The 23,522-nt window shown below is 72.8% G+C and carries 17 protein-coding genes, 1 pseudogene and 1 riboswitch; of the genes and pseudogenes, 17 read left to right on the top strand and 1 reads right to left on the bottom strand.

All coding sequences use genetic code 11. From position 1 onward, the window contains the following. Window positions 1-277: 277 nt before the first annotated feature. The 8 genes and pseudogenes from UW392_RS38370 to UW392_RS38335 all read left to right on the top strand — a co-directional run. Window positions 278-1,162, top strand: coding sequence for a cellulose-binding protein (locus tag UW392_RS38370; RefSeq protein WP_320779864.1), 885 nt, complete (start codon window positions 278-280; stop codon window positions 1,160-1,162). A 98-nt stretch (window positions 1,163-1,260) separates the two neighbouring features. After that, window positions 1,261-1,650, top strand: coding sequence for a hypothetical protein (locus tag UW392_RS38365; protein WP_320779863.1), 390 nt, complete (start codon window positions 1,261-1,263; stop codon window positions 1,648-1,650). 639 nt (window positions 1,651-2,289) lie between these two features. Continuing rightward, entirely contained in the window at window positions 2,290-3,078 is a 789-nt protein-coding gene (locus tag UW392_RS38360; protein WP_320779862.1) for an ABC transporter ATP-binding protein, read from the top strand. After that, on the top strand, window positions 3,075-5,654 hold the full coding sequence (locus tag UW392_RS38355) for an ABC transporter permease (RefSeq protein WP_320779861.1): 2,580 nt from the start codon (window positions 3,075-3,077) through the stop codon (window positions 5,652-5,654). The genes UW392_RS38360 and UW392_RS38355 overlap by 4 nt, the downstream gene beginning before the upstream one ends. Before the next feature lie 208 nt (window positions 5,655-5,862). Further along, the gene (mfd, locus tag UW392_RS38350; RefSeq protein WP_320779860.1) at window positions 5,863-9,393 is read left to right on the top strand and encodes a transcription-repair coupling factor; all 3,531 of its coding nucleotides are present in this window, start codon (window positions 5,863-5,865) and stop codon (window positions 9,391-9,393) included. Between the two features lie 130 nt (window positions 9,394-9,523). Further along, the gene (locus tag UW392_RS38345; protein WP_320779859.1) at window positions 9,524-9,985 is read left to right on the top strand and encodes a cupin domain-containing protein; all 462 of its coding nucleotides are present in this window, start codon (window positions 9,524-9,526) and stop codon (window positions 9,983-9,985) included. 61 nt (window positions 9,986-10,046) lie between these two features. Continuing rightward, window positions 10,047-10,808, top strand: coding sequence for an HNH endonuclease family protein (locus UW392_RS38340; protein ID WP_414496956.1), 762 nt, complete (start codon window positions 10,047-10,049; stop codon window positions 10,806-10,808). A 44-nt stretch (window positions 10,809-10,852) separates the two neighbouring features. Next, window positions 10,853-10,998: pseudogene (locus UW392_RS38335) on the top strand (N-acetyltransferase); the annotation flags it as partial. Window positions 10,999-11,052: 54 nt separating this feature from the next. Here UW392_RS38335 and UW392_RS38330 read toward each other — a convergent pair. Next, window positions 11,053-11,796: a hypothetical protein gene (locus UW392_RS38330; protein WP_320779858.1), complete on the bottom strand. Its 744-nt coding sequence runs from the start codon at window positions 11,794-11,796 to the stop codon at window positions 11,053-11,055. Between the two features lie 188 nt (window positions 11,797-11,984). Between UW392_RS38330 and UW392_RS38325 the strand changes: the two genes are divergently transcribed. The 9 genes from UW392_RS38325 to eno all read left to right on the top strand — a co-directional run. Then, on the top strand, window positions 11,985-14,081 hold the full coding sequence (locus tag UW392_RS38325; RefSeq protein WP_320779857.1) for an N-6 DNA methylase: 2,097 nt from the start codon (window positions 11,985-11,987) through the stop codon (window positions 14,079-14,081). A 132-nt stretch (window positions 14,082-14,213) separates the two neighbouring features. Then, entirely contained in the window at window positions 14,214-14,789 is a 576-nt protein-coding gene (locus UW392_RS38320) for a hypothetical protein (protein ID WP_320779856.1), read from the top strand. Between the two features lie 50 nt (window positions 14,790-14,839). After that, window positions 14,840-16,324 (top strand): serine/threonine-protein kinase, encoded by a 1,485-nt coding sequence (locus UW392_RS38315; RefSeq protein ID WP_320779866.1) that lies wholly within the window; start codon window positions 14,840-14,842, stop codon window positions 16,322-16,324. 165 nt (window positions 16,325-16,489) lie between these two features. Then, window positions 16,490-17,155, top strand: a complete 666-nt coding sequence (locus UW392_RS38310) for a SurA N-terminal domain-containing protein (RefSeq protein WP_320779855.1) — start codon at window positions 16,490-16,492, stop codon at window positions 17,153-17,155. A 73-nt stretch (window positions 17,156-17,228) separates the two neighbouring features. Then, on the top strand, window positions 17,229-18,200 hold the full coding sequence (locus UW392_RS38305) for a nucleoside triphosphate pyrophosphohydrolase (RefSeq protein WP_320779865.1): 972 nt from the start codon (window positions 17,229-17,231) through the stop codon (window positions 18,198-18,200). A 114-nt stretch (window positions 18,201-18,314) separates the two neighbouring features. Then, a complete protein-coding gene (locus UW392_RS38300; RefSeq protein ID WP_320779854.1) occupies window positions 18,315-19,589 on the top strand; it encodes a cytochrome P450 in 1,275 nt (424 codons plus the stop codon). A gap of 210 nt (window positions 19,590-19,799) precedes the next feature. Then, the gene (locus UW392_RS38295) at window positions 19,800-20,756 is read left to right on the top strand and encodes a transglycosylase family protein (protein WP_320779853.1); all 957 of its coding nucleotides are present in this window, start codon (window positions 19,800-19,802) and stop codon (window positions 20,754-20,756) included. A gap of 274 nt (window positions 20,757-21,030) precedes the next feature. After that, a riboswitch (cyclic di-AMP (ydaO/yuaA leader) is annotated at window positions 21,031-21,209 on the top strand. Window positions 21,210-21,214: 5 nt separating this feature from the next. Beyond that, window positions 21,215-21,973 carry a transglycosylase family protein gene (locus tag UW392_RS38290; RefSeq protein WP_320779852.1) on the top strand — a complete coding sequence of 253 codons (759 nt, stop codon included), beginning with the start codon at window positions 21,215-21,217 and terminating at the stop codon, window positions 21,971-21,973. 313 nt (window positions 21,974-22,286) lie between these two features. Then, window positions 22,287-23,522, top strand: a 1,236-nt coding sequence (gene eno / locus UW392_RS38285; RefSeq protein ID WP_320779851.1) for a phosphopyruvate hydratase, incomplete at its 3' end; no start/stop codon positions are given.

The raw sequence follows: 23,522 nt of genomic DNA, 5'->3' as shown, positions 1-23,522 counted from the left end.
CGGGCCCGGTCGTACGACCGGGCCCGGCCCTCTCGCATCTGCTCGACGTGTGCTCGACACGGGCTCGGCGTGCGTGCGCTCGGCGGGGTGTGCGCTCGGCGTGTTCGCGCTCGGCGTGTGCTGCGGGGCGCCCTTTCGTGTGTGCCCGTCGGCCGTTACCCCCGGGAAGAGTGTCGCGTTATGGACTCTTCTGTCTGATCCACCAAGATGTGCGCGAATTGTTCGTTTTTTCGCGGTCGTCATGTGGTGTGTGGGTACGGCGGAGAGGGGTCCGAGGATGAGCAGCGAGCCGGTGGCGCGGTACGGCTTCGCGGTCGTGCGGCGCGGTTACCGTTCCGCGCAGGTCGACGCGTACGAGGCGGCACTCTCCGCGGAGCGTGACGCCGCGTGGGAGCGGGCCGCGCGGCTGACTGTGCTGGCCAGGGAGATGGAGGAGGAGGCGGGCCGGCTGCGGGAGGCGGTGGCACGGCTCGTCCCGCAGACGTACGAGGCGCTCGGTGAGGGGGCCCGGCAGCTCTTCGAGCTGGGGGTGGAGCAGGCCGAGGCGGTGCGGACGGACGCCCGCCGGGAGCACGAGCGGGCCGCCGGGGAGGCGGAGGCGGCGGGGAACCGGGTGCGGGAGGCCGCGCGGGCGTACGCCGACGGGGTGCGGGAGGAGGCGGAGGAGGGGGCACGGCGGGTGCTGCTCGCGGCGCGGACCGAGGCGGACGACGTACGGATCACGGCGCGGCGCGAGGTGAAGGAGAACCGGAGGGCGTCGCTGGAGGCGTTGCGGGAGGTGCGGGAGCGCACGGAGGGGCTGCTCGGCGAGCAGGAGGCGGAGCACGCCGAGCGGTGGGCGGAGGCGGACCGCGCGGAGGCCGGACGGGAGGCTGCCGCGGACGCCCGCCACGCGGAGCTGGGGGAGCGCGCGGAGGCCGCCTTCGCGGAGGCCAGGCTCACGTTCGCCGAGGCGGAGGAGTCCGCGGCGCAGCTGCAGTCCGAGGCCGAGGCCCGGGCGGCCGCCGTGCTCGCCGAGGCCCGGGTCCACGAGGACCGCGTCACCCGGGAGACGGACCGCGTGCTGCGCGAGCACGGCGAACGGGCGGACACCGTGCGCGCCCACATGGACCACATCCGCTCCAGCCTGACGGCGCTGACGGGGAACGCGCCGGTGGACTGACGGGGTGGGGGACCGGGCGGCAAAAGGGTGGCCGATCCGGCTCCGTTGCGGGACAGTGCTGCTCCGCACGTCCAGGTCGAGCAAGCACGAGAGGTCCCATGAACGTGTCCACCCGGTCCGTGATGCCCCTGCAGGTACGCGCGGCGAGGCTGCTGTTGTTCGGGCTGGCGTTCGCCGGACTGGTGGTCGTGCTCTCGCTGCAGGGCGGGCTCACGGCCTACGGGACGGGTGACCTGATGGCGCCGTGGGTCCTCGTCTGGGTGTGCGCGCTGCTGGCTCTCAGGTACGGCGGCGGCGCGCGGGGTGGTGTCCGGTTGACGACCATCGTGGTGCTGGTGTTCGTCCTCGTCGGGTCGTTCGGCCAGGCTTCGGGCGCCGCGGCGCCGAGTGAGTTCGTGGACGCCGTGCTGCGCATCGTGCTCGGTGCGCCCGTGATCGTCCTGCTGTTCCTGCCACAGGCCACGGCCTGGTTCGAACGGGAGAAGTGACGGTCGGTCCCGCGGGTGACCCGCGTCCGTGAGGACCGGTAACCGTCGCGGCGTGCGGCCCGGTGCCGCGTCTCGCGGGTCTCGTGTCGCCCACCGGTTGTTCCTTTCCCCATGCACCTATCTGCCGCCGTCAGCTCGCCACTTGAGCCCCACGCTGCGGGAGGGCGGACGCCGGCGGGCCGGTCGGTGGAGGAACCCTGAGTCGAGCTCCACCTGCCGGAGGAGAACCCCTAGGGGCTCCTCCGTACTGCGGACCGGGGAGGGTTCGTCCCGCCGGAGGACGAGCCGGGGAGGGCGTCTTCCTTAATCTGTCCTTACGTCGCTGGGGAGCGGCCGGGACGTACGGGGGTCGTACGGGCCGCATGTCGGGGGGTGGGGTTCTCCCCAGCAGGAGACGGGTCCAGGCACCAGTGCGCGGGGCCGTCCACGGGGGCAGACTCGTCGGCGCACGGGGGACGCGGCGGCGCGCACGCCAACGTCGGTACCGCAGACGCCAACGCTCGTACCGCAGACACCGGCATTCGCATCGCACGCGCATCACCGCTCGCATCGCACACGCGCCACCACCCACACCGCACGCACGCCGGACCGGCTGCCGCACCTTCTCATGCACTTCTTGAGCGATATAGGAGACATAACGTGACATCGGCTGTAAGCATTCCCAGGACCGGGGGCACTGGAGGGCCTACGGCCGTCGCCGCACGGGCGCGGCAGGTCGTGAAGGCGTACGGGAGCGGGGAGACCCGCGTCGTCGCCCTCGACCACGTCGACGTGGACATCGAGCGGGGCCGGTTCACCGCGATCATGGGCCCGTCCGGGTCCGGCAAGTCCACGCTGATGCACTGCCTCGCCGGACTCGACACCGTCACCGGCGGTGAGATCTACCTCGATGAGACCGACATAACCAAGCTCAAGGACAAGAAGCTCACCCAGCTGCGGCGGGACCGGATCGGGTTCATCTTCCAGGCGTTCAACCTGCTGCCGACGCTGAACGCGATCGAGAACATCACGCTGCCCATGGACATCGCGGGCCGCAGGCCCGACCAGGCGTGGCTGGGGCGGGTCGTGGACACGGTCGGGCTCGCCGGGCGGCTCAAGCACCGGCCCACCCAGCTCTCCGGCGGGCAGCAGCAGCGCGTCGCCGTGGCGCGGGCGCTGGCGGCCCGGCCCGAGATCATCTTCGGGGACGAGCCGACCGGGAACCTGGACTCCCGGGCCGGCGCCGAGGTCCTGGGCTTCCTGCGCAGGTCGGTCGACGAGCTGGGCCAGACCATCGTGATGGTCACCCACGACCCGGTGGCCGCCTCGTACGCGGACCGGGTGCTCTACCTCGCCGACGGCCGCATCGTCGACGAGATGCTGCAGCCCACCGCCGAGGCCGTCCTGGACCGGATGAAGGACTTCGACGCCCGGGGGCGCACGTCATGACCGTCCTCAGGAGTTCGTTGCGCAACTTCCTCGCGCACAAGGGACGCATGGCGCTGTCCGCCGTGGCCGTCCTGCTGTCGGTGGCGTTCGTGTGCGGGACCCTCGTCTTCACGGACACCATGAGCAAGACGTTCGACAAGCTGTTCACGGCCACCGCCTCCGACGTCACGGTCAGCACCGCGGACTCCTCGGCCGACGGGGAGACCACCAGCGACACCGGCAAGCCGCCGGTCATGCCCGCCTCCGTGGTGGAGGACGTGCGGGCGGTGGACGGCGTGGAGTCGGCCGAGGGCACCGTCTCCTCCACCTCGGTGACCGTCGTCGACGCCGACAAGGACAGCCTGTCGCCCACCAGCGGCGGCCCGACCATCGTCGGCAACTGGAACGCCAACGAGTCCCGCACCATGAAGATCACCTCCGGGCAGGCGCCGCGCGGGCCGGACCAGCTCATGGTCGACTCGGACACCGCCGACAAGCACGGCCTGGAACTCGGTGACGAGATCGGCGTCATCACCGTCGTCGGCACGCACACGGCGGAGCTGTCCGGCATCGTCGAGTTCACCGTCACCAACCCCGGCGCCGCGATGTTCTACCTCGACACGGAGACCGCCCAGCGGGTGCTCGTCGGCGAGGCCGGCGTCTACACCGACGTCAACGTCACCGCCGCGGCCGGGGTGAGCGACGCGGAGCTGAAGGAGGACGTCACCGCGGCCCTCGACGGCTCCTACAAGGTGCAGACGGCCAAGGAGGTCGCCGACGCCGCCTCCGCCGAGATGGAGGAGTTCATGGGCGTCATCCGGTACGCCCTGCTCGGCTTCGCCGGGATCGCCTTCCTCGTCGGCGTCTTCCTGATCATCAACACCTTCTCGATGCTGGTCGCCCAGCGCACCCGCGAGATCGGCCTGATGCGCGCCATCGGGTCGTCCCGGCAGCAGGTCAACCGGTCCGTGCTGATCGAGGCGCTGCTGCTCGGCGTGGTCGGTTCGGTGCTCGGTGCGGGCGCGGGCGTGGGCCTCGCGGTCGGGTTGATGCAGCTCATGCGTTCCCTGGGCATGGAGCTGTCCACCGACGACCTGACCGTCGCCTGGACCACCCCGGTGGCCGGCCTGGTCCTCGGCGTCGTGGTCACCGTGCTCGCCGCGTACCTGCCCGCCCGGCGGGCCGGGAAGATCTCCCCGATGGCCGCGCTGCGGGACGCCGGCGCGCCGGCGGACGCCCGGGCGGGTGTCGTACGGGCGGTGCTGGGCCTGGTCCTGACGGGGGCCGGAGCGGCCGCCCTGTTCCTCGCGGCCGCCGCGGAGCAGGCGGGCGACGGCGCGCTCTGGCTGGGCCTCGGCGTGGTGCTGTCGCTGGTCGGCTTCGTCGTCGTCGGGCCGGTGCTCGCCGGCGGTGTGGTGCGGGTGCTCGGTGCCGTACTGCTGCGCATGTTCGGACCCGTGGGGCGGATGGCCGAGCGCAACGCGCTGCGCAACCCGCGCCGCACCGGTGCCACGGGCGCCGCGCTGATGATCGGGCTCGCGCTGGTGGCGTGCCTGTCGGTGGTCGGCTCGTCGATGGTGGCCTCGGCGACGGACCAGCTCGACAAGTCGGTCGGCACGGACTTCATCGTGCAGTCCGACAGCGGACAGCTGATCACGCCGCAGGCGGTGGAGGCGGTGAGGGCCGCGGAGGGCATCGAGCGGGTCACCGAGTACAAGTGGCTCCGGGCCGACTTCACCACCCCGGACGGCGAGACGCTGAAGAACACGGCGATCACGGCGGCCGACCCGACGTACGCGACCGACATGCGTACCGAGACGGTCGCGGGGGAGCTCGCGGACGCCTACCGCCCGGACTCGATGTCCGTCCACGAGAAGTTCGCGGAGGACCACGGCGTCGAGATCGGCTCGCGGATCGCGGTCGCCTTCGAGGGCGGCCGGACGGCCGACCTGACGGTCCGCGCGATCACCAGCAGCGACGTCGTCATCGACGGCGGTGCGATGTACACCTCGATCGACACGCTCGCGACGTACGTGCCCGCGGACCGGATGCCGCTGGACATGCTGGTCTTCGCCGCGGCCGAGGACGGCCGGGAGGAGGCCGCGTACACCTCCCTGAAGGCGGCGTTGGACGACTACCCGCAGTACAACGTCCGCGACCAGACCGACTACAAGGAAGCCCTGCAGGGCCAGGTCGGCCAGCTGCTGAACATGGTCTACGGCCTGCTGGCGCTGGCGATCGTCGTGGCGGTGCTGGGCGTGGTGAACACGCTGGCCCTGTCCGTGGTGGAGCGGACCCGGGAGATCGGCCTGATGCGGGCGATCGGCCTGTCGCGGCGGCAGCTGCGGCGGATGATCCGCCTGGAGTCGGTGGTCATCGCCCTGTTCGGTGCGCTGCTGGGCCTGGGGCTCGGCATGGGCTGGGGCGCGACGGCGCAGCAGCTGCTGGCACTGGAGGGGCTGAAGGTCCTGGAGATACCGTGGCCGACGATCATCGGGGTGTTCGTCGGGGCGGCGTTCGTGGGACTGTTCGCGGCGCTGGTGCCGGCGTTCCGCGCGGCCCGGATGAACGTGCTGACCGCGATCGCCACGGAGTAGTCCCGGCGTCGGGCCCGTCCGGACCGGCTGCCGTGCGAGCGGACCCCCGCACGGCAGCCGGTCCGGAACATGGGTGCGTACGTGTCGCAGGGGGTACCCGACAGCTCCGGCCCGGTCGGCACCGCGTCCCGGCGTACTCTTGAGGACCCCGGCCCGTGCGACGTGTCGGGCCGCTCGCGTTGCCCACTCCCCGGGATGGAAGTCCTTCATGAGCCTGCACGGTCTTCTCGACGTCGTCGTCAGGGACGCCGCCCTCGCGGAGGCGGTGAGTGCCGCCGCCGACGGCCGGCGCCCGCACGTCGATCTCGTCGGCCCCCCGTCGGCCCGCCCCTTCACGGTGGCGGCGCTGGCCCGGGAAGCCGGCCGCCCCGTACTGGCCGTCACCGCGACCGGCCGGGAGGCCGAGGACCTCGCGGCGGCCCTGCGCTCGCTGCTGCCCGAGGACTCGGTCGTGGAGTACCCGTCGTGGGAGACCCTCCCGCACGAGCGGCTGAGCCCGCGCAGCGACACCGTGGGGCGGCGGCTCGCCGTGCTGCGGCGCCTCGCCCATCCGAACCCGGACGATCCCGCCACCGGGCCGGTGTCCGTGGTCGTCGCGCCCGTGCGCTCCGTGCTCCAGCCGCAGGTCAAGGGGCTGGGCGACCTCGAGCCCGTGGCCTTGCGCACCGGGCGGACCGCCGACCTGAACGAGGTCGTGGAAGCCCTCGCGGCAGCCGCGTACTCCCGGGTGGAGCTGGTCGAGAAGCGCGGTGAGTTCGCCGTGCGCGGCGGCATCCTGGACGTCTTCCCGCCCACCGAGGAGCACCCCCTGCGGGTGGAGTTCTGGGGCGATGACATCGAGGAGATCCGGTACTTCAAGGTCGCCGACCAGAGATCGCTGGAGGTCGCCGAGCACGGCCTGTGGGCCCCGCCGTGCCGGGAACTGCTGCTGACGGCCGAGGTGCGGGAGCGGGCCCACGCCCTCGCCGAGGCCCACCCCGAGCTGGGCGAGCTGCTCGGCAGGATCGCCGAGGGCATCGCGGTGGAGGGCATGGAGTCCCTGGCGCCGGTCCTGGTCGACGACATGGAGCTGCTGCTCGACGTCATGCCGAAGGGCTCCATGGCCGTCGTGTGCGACCCCGAGCGGGTGCGCACCCGGGCCGCCGACCTCGTCGCCACCAGCCAGGAGTTCCTCCAGGCCTCCTGGGCGGCCACCGCGGGCGGGGGAGAGGCCCCCATCGACGTCGGCGCCGCCTCCCTGTGGTCCCTCGCGGACGTCCGCGACCGGGCCCGCGAGCTGGACATGATGTGGTGGTCGGTGTCGCCGTTCGCGGCGGACGAGGAGACGGACGCCGACACCCTGAAGCTCGGTATGCACGCCCCGGACACCTACCGCGGCGACACCGCGAAGGCCCTCGCGGACACCAAGGGCTGGCTCGCCGACGGCTGGCGGACGGTCTTCGTGACGGAGGGGCACGGGCCCGCCTCCCGTACCGTCGAGGTGCTCGGCGGCGAGGGCATCGCCGCCCGCCTGGACGCGGACCTCGGGGACATCTCCCCGTCCCTCGTGCACGTCTCCTGCGGCTGCATCGACAACGGCTTCGTCGACCCGGCCCTCAAGCTGGCCGTGCTCACCGAGACCGACCTCACCGGCCAGAAGGCGGCCGGCCGGGACGGCGCCCGGATGCCCGCCCGCCGCCGCAAGACCATCGACCCGCTGACCCTCGAGGCGGGCGACTACATCGTGCACGAGCAGCACGGCGTCGGCCGGTACATCGAGATGGTGCAGCGCACCGTGCAGGGCGCCACCCGCGAGTACCTGGTGGTCGAGTACGCGCCCGCCAAGCGCGGCCAGCCCGGCGACCGGCTGTACATCCCCACCGACCAGCTGGAGCAGATCACCAAGTACGTGGGCGGCGAGGCCCCCACCCTGCACCGGCTCGGCGGCGCCGACTGGACCAAGACCAAGGCGCGCGCGAAGAAGGCCGTCAAGGAGATCGCCGCCGACCTGATCAAGCTGTACAGCGCGCGGATGGCGGCGCCCGGCCACGCCTTCGGCTCCGACACCCCCTGGCAGCGCGAACTGGAGGACGCCTTCCCGTACGCGGAGACGCCCGACCAGCTGACCACGATCGCCGAGGTCAAGGAGGACATGGAGAAGACGGTCCCGATGGACCGGCTGATCTGCGGCGACGTCGGCTACGGCAAGACCGAGATCGCGGTGCGCGCCGCGTTCAAGGCGGTCCAGGACGGTAAGCAGGTGGCCGTCCTGGTCCCCACCACGCTCCTCGTGCAGCAGCACTTCGGGACGTTCAGCGAGCGGTACGCGCAGTTCCCCGTGAAGGTGAAGGCGCTGTCCCGGTTCCAGACGGAGACCGAGTCGAAGGCGGTCCTGGAGGGCCTGAAGGACGGTTCGGTGGACGTCGTCATCGGCACCCACCGGCTGTTCTCCTCGGAGACGAGGTTCAAGGACCTGGGCCTGGTCATCGTCGACGAGGAGCAGCGGTTCGGCGTCGAGCACAAGGAGCAGCTGAAGAAGCTGCGGGCCAACGTGGACGTCCTGACGATGTCCGCGACGCCGATCCCCCGGACCCTGGAGATGGCGGTGACGGGCATCCGGGAGATGTCCACGATCACCACCCCGCCGGAGGAGCGCCACCCGGTGCTGACCTTCGTCGGACCGTACGAGGAGCGGCAGATCGGCGCGGCCGTCCGCCGTGAACTGCTGCGCGAGGGACAGGTCTTCTACATCCACAACCGGGTGGAGTCGATCGACCGGGCGGCGGCGCGGCTGCGCGAGATCGTCCCCGAGGCGCGCATCGCCACCGCGCACGGCCAGATGTCCGAGCAGGCCCTGGAGCAGGTCGTCGTGGACTTCTGGGAGAAGAAGTTCGACGTGCTCGTCTCGACGACGATCGTCGAGTCCGGCATCGACATCTCCAACGCCAACACCCTGATCGTGGAGCGCGGCGACAACTTCGGCCTGTCGCAACTGCACCAGCTGCGCGGCCGGGTCGGCCGTGGCCGGGAGCGCGGCTACGCGTACTTCCTGTACCCGCCGGAGAAGCCGCTGACGGAGACCGCGCACGAGCGCCTCGCGACCATCGCCCAGCACACCGAGATGGGGGCGGGCATGTACGTGGCGATGAAGGACCTGGAGATCCGCGGCGCGGGCAACCTGCTGGGCGGCGAGCAGTCGGGCCACATCGCGGGCGTCGGCTTCGACCTGTACGTGCGCATGGTCGGCGAGGCGGTCGCGGACTACCGGGCCTCCCTGGAGGGCGGCGTGGAGGAGGAGCCGCCACTGGAGGTCAAGATCGAGCTCCCGGTCGACGCGCACGTCCCGCACGACTACGCGCCGGGCGAGCGGCTGCGGCTGCAGGCGTACCGGGCGATCGCCTCCGTCAACACCGAGGAGGACGTCAAGGCCGTACGCGAGGAGCTCGTCGACCGCTACGGCAAGCTGCCCGAGCCGGTGGAGAACCTGCTGCTGGTGGCCGGCCTGCGGATGCTCGCGCGGGCGTGCGGCGTCGGCGAGATCGTGCTCCAGGGCACCAACATCCGTTTCGCTCCGGTGGAGCTGCGGGAGTCGCAGGAGCTGCGGGTGAAGCGCCTGTACCCGGGCACCGTGATCAAGCCGGCGGCGCACCAGGTGCTGGTGCCGCGCCCGAAGACCGCGAAGGTGGGGGGCAAGCCGCTGGTGGGGCGGGAGCTGCTCGGGTGGACCGGGGAGTTCCTGACGTCGGTCCTGGGGTCCTGAGGCGGCCCCGGCCGGCGGGCGCCCGACGTCTGTTTCCCGCCCTGTACGGAGGGAGCCGGCGGCGGATACTGGACACCGGGGCGGCCTTTACCCGGTCGCCCCGGTCTTTCCGTTCGGGCGGGGAGGAACCATGACCGGTGGCGGATTCCTGGTCGCGCCGGGGCGGAGCAGGGGCGGGGAGCGGCGGTTCCTCGGGGCGCCGCTGCGGATGCTGGTCGAGGGCGGGGACACCGAGGGGGCGTTCGCCGCGGTGGAGGTGGTCCACGAGCGGGACTTCAGCAGCCCGCTGCACGTGCACCGCAACGACGACGAGGCGCTGTACGTCCTGGACGGCGAGCTGTCGGTGGTGTGCGGCAAGGAGCGCTGGACGGCGGGGCCGGGCGCTTTCGTCCATCTGCCGCGCGCGGTGCCGCACGGCCTGAAGGTGGTCTCGGGGTCGGCGCGGCTCCTCGCGTTCTGCGTGCCCGCCGGTTTCGAGCACTTCACCCAGGACGTGGCGGACCTGCGGCTCGGCGAGGAGACGGCGCGTCAGCTGGCCGGCATCGCGGCGAGGTACGGCATCGACATTCTGGGGCCCTTCCCGGAACGGTGACGCCGTCACTGGTTACGCTGCACGGGTCGAACACCCGAGCCGAACGGGGCTGGAAGTACTCGTGAAACGTGGCCGCTGTGTCGTTGTCCCCGCGCTGGTCGCCCTGCTCGGCGCCGCCGGCTGCTCCTCCGGTCTGCCCGGTGGGGCGGGACCGGAGCGCTCGCCTGCGTCCGCCGCCGCGCCGGACGGGCGGGCGGTCGGCCCGTTCGACAACCCGGACGGTACGGAGCCGGGTCTGGCGCCCGTGACGTCGGACGGCGACACGGCGAAGGCCCGGGACCTCATCGAGGGGCTCACCACGAAGGGGCGCGGGCCGAAGACGGGGTACGAACGCGACGAGTTCGGCTACGCCTGGATGGACACGGCCGACGGGGTGCCCCTGGCCCGCAACGGCTGCGACACCCGTAACGACCTGCTGCAACGCGACGGCGAGGACGTGGAGTTCAAGTCGGGCTCCGACTGTGTGGTGGTGAGCATGACGCTGGACGACCCGTACACCGGCACCACGATCGAGTGGCGCAAGGCGAAGGCCGCCGAGGTGCAGATCGACCACGTGGTGCCGCTGTCGTACGCCTGGCAGATGGGTGCCTCCCGGTGGGACGAGGCGAAGCGGAAGCAGCTCGCCAATGACCCGCTGAACCTGCTGCCGGTCGAGGGCCGCGCCAACTCGGCCAAGAGCGACTCCGGGCCCGCCTCCTGGCTGCCGCCGAGCAGGACGATCCGGTGCGCGTACGCGGTGCGCTTCGCACAGGTCGCCGAGAAGTACGAGATGCCGGTGACCGCGCCCGACCAGGAGACGATGCTGGCGCAGTGCGGGGGCTGAGCGGCGGGGAGAACGCTGGTGGCGGTCGCGTCCGGCGCCTGGCGTGGACCGGGCTGCCCTTCGGCACCGAGGGGCCCGTCGAGGTCCCCGGAGCGCTGGTGCCGGAGCGCTGGTGCCGGAGCGCTGTCGGCCGGAGCACGACCACGCCGTGTACGTGGAGCCGAACGTATGGGTACGGCACGTGCTGTGAGCCCCGGTGCCGCCGCACGCGGGGCGGCCGGGGCGGGGCGACGGGTACGGGTCCTCAGGCTCCGAGCTCGTCGAGGTCCAGCACCTCGCCCTTGGGCGCCTCGGACGGGACCGGCTCGTCGTAGTCGCTGAAAGTGAGGTCGCCGGGCACCTCGGGGTCCTTGCTGACCAGCCGGAGGAAGTACGGCTCGCCCTCGGTCGCGACGTACGCGGTGGCGTCGCCCTTGCCGTCCTTCTCGTCGAGCGCGATCGCCGGGACGCCGCCGATCTCGGTGATGTCGCCCCGTTCGGCGTTCGTCCCGCTGTCGTCGAACTCGGCCAGGAGCGTGCCGAGGTCGCAGAACCCGGTCAGTTCCTTGCCCTCGGCGCCGGACGCGTCGGCCTTGACCCACTTGCCGGCCAGCATCTGCACGGCCATGTCGACCTCGGCCTTGCTCTGGCCCTCACCCTGGGAGCGCACCAGGGCCTCGTCGTACTTCATGTAGACGGTGTCGCCCGTCTTGATCAGCTCGATCTCGCCGTCGCCGTTCATACCGAGCGATCCGGCGCAGTCGCCCTTGGTGTCGAGCGCCATGTCGATCCGGATGGAACCGCCGCTCGCCTGGTCCGGCACGTCCCCCTTCAGGCGCAGGGAGGCCGCGCCCTTGGTGGCCTTCATGGCCCGCTCGGCGATCTCGCCCCCGGACAGTCCGGCGAACGGTGCGCCCTTCCCGGCCTCGTCCCCGCCGGGCAGGCAGCCGGTGAGCGTGACGGTGGCCGCGGCGGCGACACAGAGAGCGGCAAGTGCGGTGCGACGCATGGGTGTTCCCCCCAGGAAACGTATCGGCGTTCAACAAGGTCAATAAGAGCAGTGCTTGTGAACCGAGTCAACCTAGTTCACTGCCTCAACGTCATACACGCTGTGAAGGAGGATTCTCCGCGTACGCCGGTATGCTCGCCTCACAGCGTGGAAGGACACCACGGACCAGGCAGAGGGGAGCCGGGCGCGTGAGCGACAACGGGACAGAGGTGACCGCCGCCGGGATCGCCCGGCTCGCCGGGGTCGGCCGCGCCGCCGTCAGCAACTGGCGCCGCCGCCACGCCGACTTCCCCCGACCGGTCGGCGGCACCGAGACCAGCCCGTCCTACGCGCTCGCCGAGATCGAGAGCTGGCTGCGCGGCCAGGGCAAGCTCGCCGAGGTGCCCCTCGAAGAACGGGTCTGGCAGCAGCTCGCCGGCCACCCCGAGGGAGCCGCCACGGCCCTGATCCGCACCGGCTGCGTCCTGCTGCTCCTGCACGACCGTCACCCGGTCTGGCTGGAGGCGAGCGCGGGCCCCGACCCGATCCTCGCGGACCTGCTGCCCGACGCCCTGGAACGGGTGCTCGCCCCGCGCTTCGGCACGGCCCGCCCGCCCGCGCTCGCCGCCCCGGCGGCCCGGGCGCTGCTGCCCGACGTGCCGTTGCTGCGCGGTGCCGCGGAGCTGGCGGCCGAATCGGGTGCGCGGCAGACGTTCGAGTTCCTGCTCGGCCGCTACCTCGACGCCAGCCCGCGCCACCACACGCCGACCCCGGACGGCCTCGCCACGCTGATGGCCGACCTCGCCGGACCCGCCCGCTCGGTGCTCGACCCGGCCTGCGGTACCGGCGGTCTGCTGCGCGCCGCCGCCTCCCGGACCGGCGCGGAACCGGCCGGCCGCGAATTGTCCGGCCAGGACGGCGCCCCCGAGTCGGCCGCCCTCACCGCGCTCCGCCTCGCCCTGCACACCCGGGCCACGCTCCGTACGGCGGCCGGCGACAGCCTGCGCGCGGACGCCCACGCCACGCTCCGTGCCGACGCCGTGCTGTGCCACCCGCCGTTCAACGAGCGCAACTGGGGACACGACGAACTCGCCTACGACGCCCGCTGGGAGTACGGCTTCCCGGCCCGCACGGAATCCGAACTGGCCTGGGTGCAGCACGCCCTGGCCCGCCTGAAGGACGACGGCACCGCCGTACTGCTGATGCCGCCCGCCGCCGCCGGACGCCGCTCGGGCCGCCGTATCCGCGCCGACCTGCTGCGCCGGGGCGCCCTGCGCGCGGTGATCGCCCTCCCGGCCGGCGCGGCGCCCCCGCACAGCATCCCGCTGCACCTGTGGGTGCTGCGGCGGCCCGGCCGGGCGCCCGCCGCGCCCGAGGTGCTGCTCATGGACACCGGCCGGCTCGCCGACGGCGGTGCCGCACCCGCCCCGCGCGGCCGGGGCGGCGGCATCGACTGGCCGGCCGTGCACACCGCCGTCACGGACGCCTGGCGGGCCTTCGACCGTACGGGCGGCGCGGCCCCGCAGCCGGGCCCGGGCCGTGCCGTGCCCGTCATCGACCTCCTCGACGACGACGTGGACCTGACGCCCGCCCGCCATCTCCCGGCCCCGGCCGCCGACGACGGCACCGAGGCGCTGTCGGCCGTACGGGAACGCCTCGGCGCGACCCTGCGCCTGTCCGCCGACCTCACGCCCGCCGCCCCCGCGCCGGCACAGTGCACGGACGACGACGCCGGGACCACGGAGCGGGCCGCCCGGTGGCCGCTCACCACGATCGGCGAACTCGCGCGCGCGGGCGCCCTGTCACTGCGTACGGGCGGTAACGGGGCGCACGCGCGTGTGCTGACCGACCATGACGTCCTGGCGGGCACGGGACCCTCGGGGATCTCGCCCGACAGCGGGGACGAACCCGTCCTCGTCGCGGCGGGAGACGTCGTCGTGCCCGTCCTCGGCGGGGGCGGCGTCGCACGCGTGGTGGACGAGGCGACGGCCGGCGCGGCCCTCGGCCGCAACCTCGCGCTGCTGCGCCCCGACCCGGCGGCACTGGACCCCTGGTTCCTGGCCGGCTTCCTGCGCTCCACCGCCAACAGCCGCCGCGCCAGCAGCCACACCTCCACCGCCACCCGGCTCGACGTCCGCCGTCTGCAACTGCCCAGGCTCCCCCTCGACCAGCAGCGCCGCTACGGCGGGCACTTCCGCTCCCTGGCCGAGTTCGAGGACGCCCTCCGGCTCGCCGGCCGCCTCGGTGAGCGACTCGTGCGCGGCCTGCACGACGGCCTGACCGACGGCACGGTCGCTCCGGACTGAGACCCTCCGCAGCCGGCGGGTGATCCGGTGCGGCAACGGTTGTCCACAACCCTTAACGGCTCGTGGTCATCGGCCTATACGCTCGACCCGGAACATCGAACGCCCGCGCTCACAAGGCCCCCAGGAGCAGCCATGCACGGCCCCGGCTACGCGCCGCCACCGCCACCCCGCCCCTCCCAGGGCGGGCCGATCGCCCTGCGGGTGCTCTTCGTGGCGCTGACCGTGCTCAGCTGCGGTTTCCTGGCTAGTGCCAGCATGCTGCGGCTCGCCGTCGTGACCCGCAGAAGACGCGACTGGGTGCTGTTCATCCTTTCCGTGACGAACACCTTCGTGGTCGTGTACCTCGCGTCCACCGCGCCGCTGGAGAGCTTCAGCTGGCGCGACTACCTCGGCATGTCACTGCTGTCCGGCGGCCTGGTGGTGACCGTCGTGTACTACCTGATCGAGGAGATACGCCACTTCGACAGGATCGCCCGCGCGCCGTACGGGCACACGCCTCCCCACCCGCACGGCGGGCCCGCGGCCTTCGGCCGGCCGGACCTGGGGCACGGCTACCCGGCACCGGGACCGGTGCCCCACATACCCGCCCCGCCCATGCAGTCGCCGGCCGCCCCGCCGCAGCGCCCGGCGCCCGCACGCATCGACCAGGTGCGCGCCGAACTCGACGAGCTCAGTGACTACCTGCGGCGGCAAGAGGGAGACAAGTGACCCAGGGGACGGCCCAGGGCGACGGACGACTGGTCGCCGACCGCTACGAACTGTCCACGCTCATCGGGCAGGGCGGCATGGGCCAGGTCTGGACGGCGTACGACCGGCGCCTGGACCGTCGCGTGGCCGTCAAACTGCTGCGCCCCGACAAGGTCGCGGGCCAGGAGGCCGACGAGCTGCGCCGCCGCTTCCTGCGCGAGTGCCGGGTCACCGCACAGGTCGACCACCCCGGGCTGGTCACGGTCCACGACGCGGGCAGCGAGGGTGAGGAACTCTTCCTCGTCATGCAGTACGTCGACGGCGCCGACCTCGCCGACCACCTCGCCGAGCACGACCCCTACCCCTGGCAGTGGGCCGTCGCGGTCGCCGCCCAGCTGTGCGCGGTGCTCTCCGCCGTGCACGCGGTGCCGATCGTCCACCGCGACCTCAAGCCCCGCAACGTCATGATCAAGCAGGACGGCACGGTCACCGTCCTCGACCTCGGCGTCGCCTCCGTGATGGACACGGACACCACCCGCCTCACCCACACCGGCTCCCCGATCGGCAGCCCCGCCTACATGGCCCCCGAACAGGCGATGGGCGGCGCGGTCGGCCCGTACACCGACCTGTACGCGCTCGGCGTGCTGATGCACGAACTGCTCAGCGGCAACGTCCCGTTCGCGGGCGCCACGGCCCTCGGCGTCCTGCACCGCCACCTCTACGAGCCGCCGGTCCCGGTCCGCAGGCTGCGCCCGGAGGTGCCCGAAGCCCTGGAGACACTGGTGCTGCGCCTGCTCTCCAAGGACCCGCAGCACCGCCCCGCGTCCGCGCAGGAGGCGTACGAGCAGCTCCTCCCGCTGCTGCCCGCGCGCGGGATGCCGACCGGATCCCCGCTCGACCCCGCCCGCCCCTTCCTGCGCCCGCACGCGCCCTGGCCGGACCGCGCCCGCATCCCCGCCCCGCAACCGCAGGCAGCCCCCGCCCCGAGCACCGACCAGCCCGACGTCGCGGGCGCGGTCGACGAGGTCAAGCGGCTGCTCGGGGAGGGCCGCATCACGCAGGCCGTCGACATCCTCGGCGCGATACTCCCCCTGGCCGCCGCCCGGCACGGCGAGCACTCACCCGTCGTGCGGACCCTGCGCAAGCAGTACGCGGCCACGCTCATGGACGACGGCCAGTACCGGCGCGCCCTGCCCGAGCTGCGCCGCCTCGCCGACGCCCGGGCCGCCGAGGCGGGCCAGGCCGACCCGCAAGCCCTGCGCTACCGCTACGACGCCGCCCACTGCCTCGAACAGCTCGGCGAGCCGGCCGCCGCACTCGCCGAGTACCGCGCCCTGCTGCCGTACTACGAGAACCAGTACGTGTCGGGCGACCCCGAACTCTCCCTGGACGTGCGCCGCCGCATCGGCCACCTCCTGCTGGCGCTCGGCGACCGCCCCGCCGCCCACGACACCCTGGCCCGCCTCCTGCACGACGTGGAGCGGCTGCGCGGGCCCGGACACCCGCTGGCGGCGGACGTGCGGCGGACGCTGCAGTGGCTGGGACGGGTGCGCTGACGGCACGCGCGCGGGCCACGGCGGTGCGGGGGTGCCCGAAGTGCCGGTGAATCGTTGGTCGAATGGCTGGCCGAGAGCAGGGCCACTGCCTACCATCGATCACCGCAGGACTTTGTGCACCGTCGCACAAGCTCTCCGAGAGAGAGCTTCCCAAGGGAGGCCACCTTGCACCGCCGCAGCAGTCGCCGTCGCACCGCGCTCCTCCTCGCCGCCGCGATCGCCGCCGCGGGCCCCGCCCTCACCGCCTGCGGCGACGAGGCGCATCCCGGTGCGGCGGCCGTCGTCGGGGACCAGCGGATCACGGTCGCGCAGCTGGAGAGCCGGGTCGGCGAAGTGCGCGCGGCCCAGCGGGCCGCCACCGTCGACGACGCCCAGTACGAGCAGGCCGTCGCCGGCACCGGCAGGCTCACCCGCGACACCCTGCACGGCATGGTCCTCGACCGGGTCCTGGACCACGCCTCGGCCGACGCCGGTGTGCGCGTCACCCGCAAGGAGATCCAGGGCTTCCGCGCCTCCCTGGAACAGCAGGCGGGCGGCGCCGAGGCCCTGCGTGCGGCCTGGCTGCAGCAGTACGGAGTCCCGCCCCAGCGCCTGGAGGACAACCTCCGCACCGAGCTCCAGGCCCAGAAGCTGGCCGCCGCGCTCGGCGCCGACATGAGCGACGAGCAGGGCCAGGCCGTGTTCTGGCAGGCCCTGTCGAAGGCCTCCGGCGAGCTCGACGTGGACCTCAACCCCCGCTACGGCACCTGGGACGTCGAGCGGAGCAGCCGGGCGGACGCCACGACACCCTGGGTCCGGGAGGTCACGGCGGCGGCGGAGCAGCCGGCGTAGAGCCACTGTCCACAGCCTGTGGACAACGTCCGGTGCCGTCGGTGCCGTGGGTTACGTTCGAGGCGTGAACGCAATGAGCCCCGACGGCGCACCCGGCCGTATCGTCCTGCTGACCACCAGCCACCGCGTCGCGCCCGGACTGCTCTCCTGGCCCGCCTGGCAGGCACTGCGCACCGCCGACCGCGTCCTGTGCGCGGACGGCGCGCACCCGCAGCTGCCGTACCTCCGGGACGCCGGCGTGGCCGTGGCCGAGACGGCCCCCACCGCCCCCGACCTGGTCGACGCCTGCGCGGGCGGCCGCACGGTCGTGGTCGTCGCGTCGGGCGAGGGCGAGCCGCTGCTCACCGACGGCCTGGCGCGCCTGGCGGGCTCCGGCCGCGTCCGGATGCCGGAGCTGGAGCTGCTCCCCGCCTCGTACGACCTGCCGGGAGCCCGCCTCCTCGACCTGGTCCAGGTCATGGACCGGATCCGCCGCGAGTGCCCCTGGTCCTCCCGGCAGACCCACGAGGGGCTGGCGAAGTACGGCATCGAGGAGGCGTACGAACTCGTCGAGGCGATCGAGGACGGCGACCGTGACGAGCTCCGCGAGGAGCTGGGCGACGTCCTGCTCCAGGTGGTCTTCCACGCCCGCATCGCCGAGGAGGACCCGGACGCGCCGTTCTCCGTCGACGACGTGGCGGGCGGCATCGTCGCCAAGCTGATCCACCGCCACCCGCACGTCTTCGGCGACGCGAGGGCCACGACGCCCGAGGAGGTCAAGGAGCACTGGCTGCGCACCAAGGCGGTCGAGAAGCGGCGCTCGTCGGTCACCGAGGGCGTCCCCCTCGGCCAGCCCGGCCTGGCCCTCGCCGCCAAGCTCTCCTCCCGCGCCCGCACGGCCGGCCTCGACGTACCGCTGCCCCAGGGCGAGGGCGTCGGTTACGAACTGCTCGCCCTGGCGGCCCGCGCCGAGGCCACGGGCGTCGACCCCGAGGCGGCCCTGCGAGCAGCGGCCCGCGCGTACCGTGACGCCATACGGGGCGCGGAGGGCCTGGGCGGGGCCTGAGAGCCTGTGGATCCGTGCACGGCGGGCCGCCGGTACCGGGTACGGCGCCGGTCGGGCGCGAGCGCGGACCGCACCCACCGGCGAGCCCCGCAGCCCGCCGGATACGGTCGGGAGGTGACCCAGCAACCCCGGCCCGCCGACGCCGCGCCCACGCTCTTCACCTGGGAGTTCGCCACCGACCCCTATCCCGCGTACGCCTGGCTGCGCGAGCACGCGCCCGTGCACCGGACCCGGCTGCCCAGCGGGGTGGAGGCCTGGCTGGTCACCCGTTACGCCGATGCCCGGCAGGCGCTCGCCGACCCGCGGCTGTCCAAGAACCCGGCGCACCACGACGAACCCGCCCACGCCAAGGGGAAGACCGGCATCCCGGGCGAGCGCAAGGCCGACCTGATGACGCACCTGCTCAACATCGACCCGCCGGACCACACCCGGCTGCGTCGGCTGGTCTCCAAGGCGTTCACCCCGCGCCGCGTGGCCGAGTTCGCCCCCCGGGTGCAGGAGCTCACCGACCAGCTCATCGACGGGTTCGCCGAACGCGGCAGCGCCGACCTCATCCACGAGTTCGCCTTCCCGCTCCCCATCTACGCGATCTGCGACCTGCTCGGCGTCCCCCGCGAGGACCAGGACGACTTCCGGGACTGGGCGGGCATGATGATCCGGCACGGCGGGGGGCCGCGGGGCGGTGTCGCCCGGTCCGTGAAGAAGATGCGCGGCTACCTCGCCGACCTCATCCACCGCAAGCGCGAGGCACTCCCCGACGTCCCCGCCCCCGGCGAGGACCTCATCTCCGGTCTCATCCGCGCCTCCGACGAGGGCGAGCACCTCACCGAGAACGAGGCGGCGGCGATGGCCTTCATCCTGCTCTTCGCCGGCTTCGAGACGACCGTCAACCTGATCGGCAACGGCACGTACGCCCTCCTCACCCACCCCGGCCAGCGCGAACGCCTCCAGCGCTCGCTGGCCGCGGGCGAGCGCGACCTGCTCGCGACCGGCGTGGAGGAACTGCTGCGCTACGACGGCCCCGTAGAGCTCGCCACCTGGCGCTTCGCCACCCGCCCTCTCACGATCGGCGGGCAGGACATCGCGTCCGGCGACCCCGTGCTCGTGGTGCTCGCGGCGGCCGACCGCGATCCGGAGCGGTTCGCCGACCCGGACGTCCTCGACCTCTCGCGCCGTGACAACCAACACCTCGGGTACGGGCACGGCATCCATTACTGCCTGGGCGCACCCCTGGCCCGGCTGGAGGGGCAGACCGCGCTCGCGACGCTCCTCACCCGCCTTCCGGACCTCGGACTTGCGATGGATCCAGCCGATTTGCGGTGGCGTGGCGGGCTCATTATGCGGGGGTTGCGCACGCTTCCCGTGGAGTTCGCACCGGTTCGGTCATGACGCCGGAAGTGCACGTCGGAGGTGATCGCGCGACCTCGCACAGCCGGACGAATGTGACGCTTGATCAAGTTCGTGATCTGCGCGTGATCTGCGCTGCATTGACTTGTGACAAGTGATCGACTGCGGCTACGTTCACGCATCAACGCGACCGGCGCGCCTCACACCGGGGCCGGCCGGGCCGCTCCTTGCTGTCGTGTGAAAGGCAACCGCATGCTCTCCGGGAACGGTCGTCACCGGCGCCCCCGTCAGGCTCCGGCCCTCCTCGTCGCGGCGGGAGTCACCGGATCCGCCATCGCGATCCCGCTGCTCGGCGCGAGCGGGGCGAGCGCGGCCGACGGAACGGTCTGGGACCAGGTCGCCGACTGCGAGAGCGGCGGGTCCTGGAGCGCCAACACGGGCAACGGCCACTACGGCGGACTCCAGATGTCCCAGAGCGACTGGGAGAAGTACGGCGGTCTGGACTACGCCCCCAGGGCCGACCAGGCGAGCCGCTCCCAGCAGATAGCCGTCGCCGAGAGCATGCTCGCCGACCGGGGTGCCATCGCCTGGGCCACCTGCGGCGTGCTCGCCGGGCTCGCCGGCGACGACGACGCGGCGGACACCGACACCAGCGCGAAGGGCGGCTCCACCAAGTCCTCCGGTTCCTCCGGGTCTTCCGCTTCCTCCGGCGCGTCCGGCTCGTCGGAGTCCGCCACGCCGGCGGCCGGTACGACCACGCCCGGCAGCGGCTCCACCGGGAGCGCCTCCCCGAGTGCCGGCACCGCCGACGAGACGGCGTCCGGCGACAAGTCCGGCGCCTCCGGCGCGAGTACGTCGGAGGAGGACGACCCGAAGGCCTCCGCGTCGGGCGACGAGTCCGGCGAGCCGGGCGGTGACGAGGACGCCGCCGGCGAGACGGAGGAGGGCCTGGCGACCGACGCCGCGTCGGCCTCCCCCTCCGAGTCCGCCGCCCCCTCCGCCGACGCCTCCACGGACGCGGCCGAGGGCACCGGCCGGCACCGCGGCGACAGTGCCGCCGAGCAGCCGGCCGCCGGCGTCACGGGCGGGTCAACCGCCTCCACCGGACGCCACGCCGCCCAGCCCGTCGACGTGGTCAGCGAGCTGACGGGTGGCGCGTACACCCTCCGCTCCGGTGACGGCCTCTGGGCCGGCGGCAGCTCCCTCTAGGCGGATCGCATCGTTCCCGGTCGGGCGCTGGGGACCAGCGCCCGACCGCTGCGTTCCGGGTGTCCGGCGGGCAGCTGAAGGACGCCGGAACGCGCGGCAGTTCGCGAGCGCATTCGCGCCGTATGCACCATTTGATCTCGGTGGGAGATGAGTCACAAAGGCCCTGATCGTCTTTGTGTTCCGGCGTCACACGTGCCTACCGTCGTGATCGCTCGCCACAGCGGGCCCCGCGGTCGTCACGCCGAATCCTGCCAACGGCCGTACGGGAACAGTCGTCGCGCAAGCGCCGTGGGCAGGAGCGGGGGACCCAAGGTAGGTGCCGGGCCCGGGAGTCGAGAGACACCCGGAAACGGCTTGGGGTGAAGCCGCGCAGGGCAGTACGCCGTGCGCGGCCGGGCAATCTGACCGGCCCGAACCCGACAGCTCACCTCGCAGGCGTCGGTGAGGGGATCAACTTCATGCTGCGTTCCTGCAACAAGGGCAACAAGACCAAGCACCGCCGTCCGTCCAAGGCCAGTCAGGTCGTCGCGTTCGCCGGCGTCACCGGCGCCGCGATCGCCGCCCCGCTGCTGACGGCGGGCTCCGCCTCCGCCGCGTCCGCCTCCGAGTGGGACACCGTGGCCCAGTGCGAGTCCGGCGGCAACTGGTCGATCAACACCGGCAACGGCTACTACGGCGGTCTGCAGTTCTCCGCCTCCACCTGGGCCGGTTACGGCGGCACCCAGTACGCCGCCACCGCGGACAAGGCCTCCAAGGCCCAGCAGATCGAGATAGCCGAGAAGGTCCTCGCGGGCCAGGGCAAGGGTGCCTGGCCGAACTGCGGTACGGGCCTGTCCGGTGCCGCGTACAACGGTGCCGCGGCCGCCCCGTCGACCTCCGGTTCGGGCTCCGGCTCCGGTTCGGGCTCGGGCTCGGGCTCCGGGTCCGCCGGGCAGAGCGCCCCCGAGCAGAGCGCGCCGAGCCAGAGCGCGCCGAGCGGGAGCACCCAGGAGCAGCGCGCCTCGCGTTCCTCCGAGCGGGCCACCGTCGAGACCCCGACCGGCAAGAAGGTCAAGAAGGGTGACGGCGAGTACAAGGTCGTCAAGGGCGACACCTTGAGCGGCATCGCCGGCGAGAAGAACGTCGCGGGCGGCTGGGAGAAGCTCTACGAGCTGAACAAGGACGTCGTCGACGACGCCGACGTCATCTACCCGGGCCAGCAGCTGCACCTGAGCTGACGACGGCCGAACCGGTGACGGCCGGCCCGGCCGGCCACCCCCGTCCCCACGGGCGCCCCGCCCCGGTGCGTGTTCCCCCCATGCGCACCGGGGCGGGGCTTTTCCGCGAGCCGTCCGCGCGCGCCGCGGGGGCTTCCCGGGCGCGCGGCGGCGGCCGGTCGCACTGGTCCGCGTTTGTTCCGTTCAGAAACAATTTACTCTCGGTTATGTCCCCAGGGTGACCGGCAGGCTGGCCGATCCCCCGGAGCCGGTTAGGCTCATCCCGCAGGGCCACTGCCCTCGTACCCGCGTCACATCCCAGAAGGAGATGCTCGTGCCGTCCATCGACGTCGTCGTAGCCCGGGAAATCCTGGACTCCCGAGGCAACCCCACGGTCGAGGTCGAGGTCGGCCTCGACGACGGCAGCACCGGCCGTGCCGCCGTTCCGTCCGGTGCCTCCACGGGTGCCTTCGAGGCCATCGAGCTCCGTGACGGCGACACCAGCCGTTACCTCGGCAAGGGCGTGGAGAAGGCCGTCCTCGCCGTCATCGAGCAGATCGGCCCGGAGCTGGTCGGCTACGACGCCACCGAGCAGCGCCTGATCGACCAGGCGATGTTCGACCTGGACGCCACCGACAACAAGGGCTCCCTCGGCGCCAACGCCATCCTCGGCGTCTCCCTCGCCGTCGCGCACGCCGCCTCCGAGGCGTCCGACCTGCCGCTCTTCCGCTACCTGGGCGGCCCCAACGCGCACCTGCTGCCGGTGCCGATGATGAACATCCTGAACGGCGGCTCGCACGCCGACTCCAACGTGGACATCCAGGAGTTCATGATCGCCCCGATCGGCGCGGAGACCTTCTCCGAGGCCCTGCGCTGGGGCACCGAGGTCTACCACACGCTGAAGAAGGTCCTGAAGAACAAGGGCCTGGCCACCGGCCTCGGCGACGAGGGCGGCTTCGCCCCGAACCTCGGCTCCAACCGCGAGGCCCTCGACCTCATCCTCGAGGCGATCAACGAGGCCGGCTACACCCCCGGTGAGCAGATCGCCCTGGCGCTCGACGTCGCCGCCTCCGAGTTCTACAAGGACGGCGTCTACTCCTTCGAGGGCAAGGAGCGCACGGCCGCCGAGATGACCGAGTACTACGCCGAGCTCGTCGAGGCGTACCCGCTCGTCTCCATCGAGGACCCGCTGTTCGAGGACGACTGGGAGGGCTGGAAGACCATCACCGACCAGCTCGGTGACAAAGTCCAGCTCGTCGGCGACGACCTGTTCGTCACCAACCCCGAGCGCCTGGCCCGCGGCATCGAGGAGGGCACCGCCAACGCCCTGCTGGTCAAGGTCAACCAGATCGGCTCGCTGACCGAGACCCTGGACGCCGTCGAGCTGGCCCAGCGCAACGGCTTCAAGTGCATGATGTCCCACCGCTCGGGCGAGACCGAGGACGTCACCATCGCCGACCTCGCCGTCGCCACCAACTGCGGCCAGATCAAGACCGGCGCCCCGGCCCGCTCCGAGCGCGTCGCCAAGTACAACCAGCTGCTGCGCATCGAGGAGATCCTCGACGACGCC

The sequence above is a fragment of the Streptomyces sp. CRN 30 genome (assembly GCF_034105845.1).
Note: the sequence above shows the minus strand (reverse complement) of the source record. Positions and strands in the feature narration are given on the sequence as shown.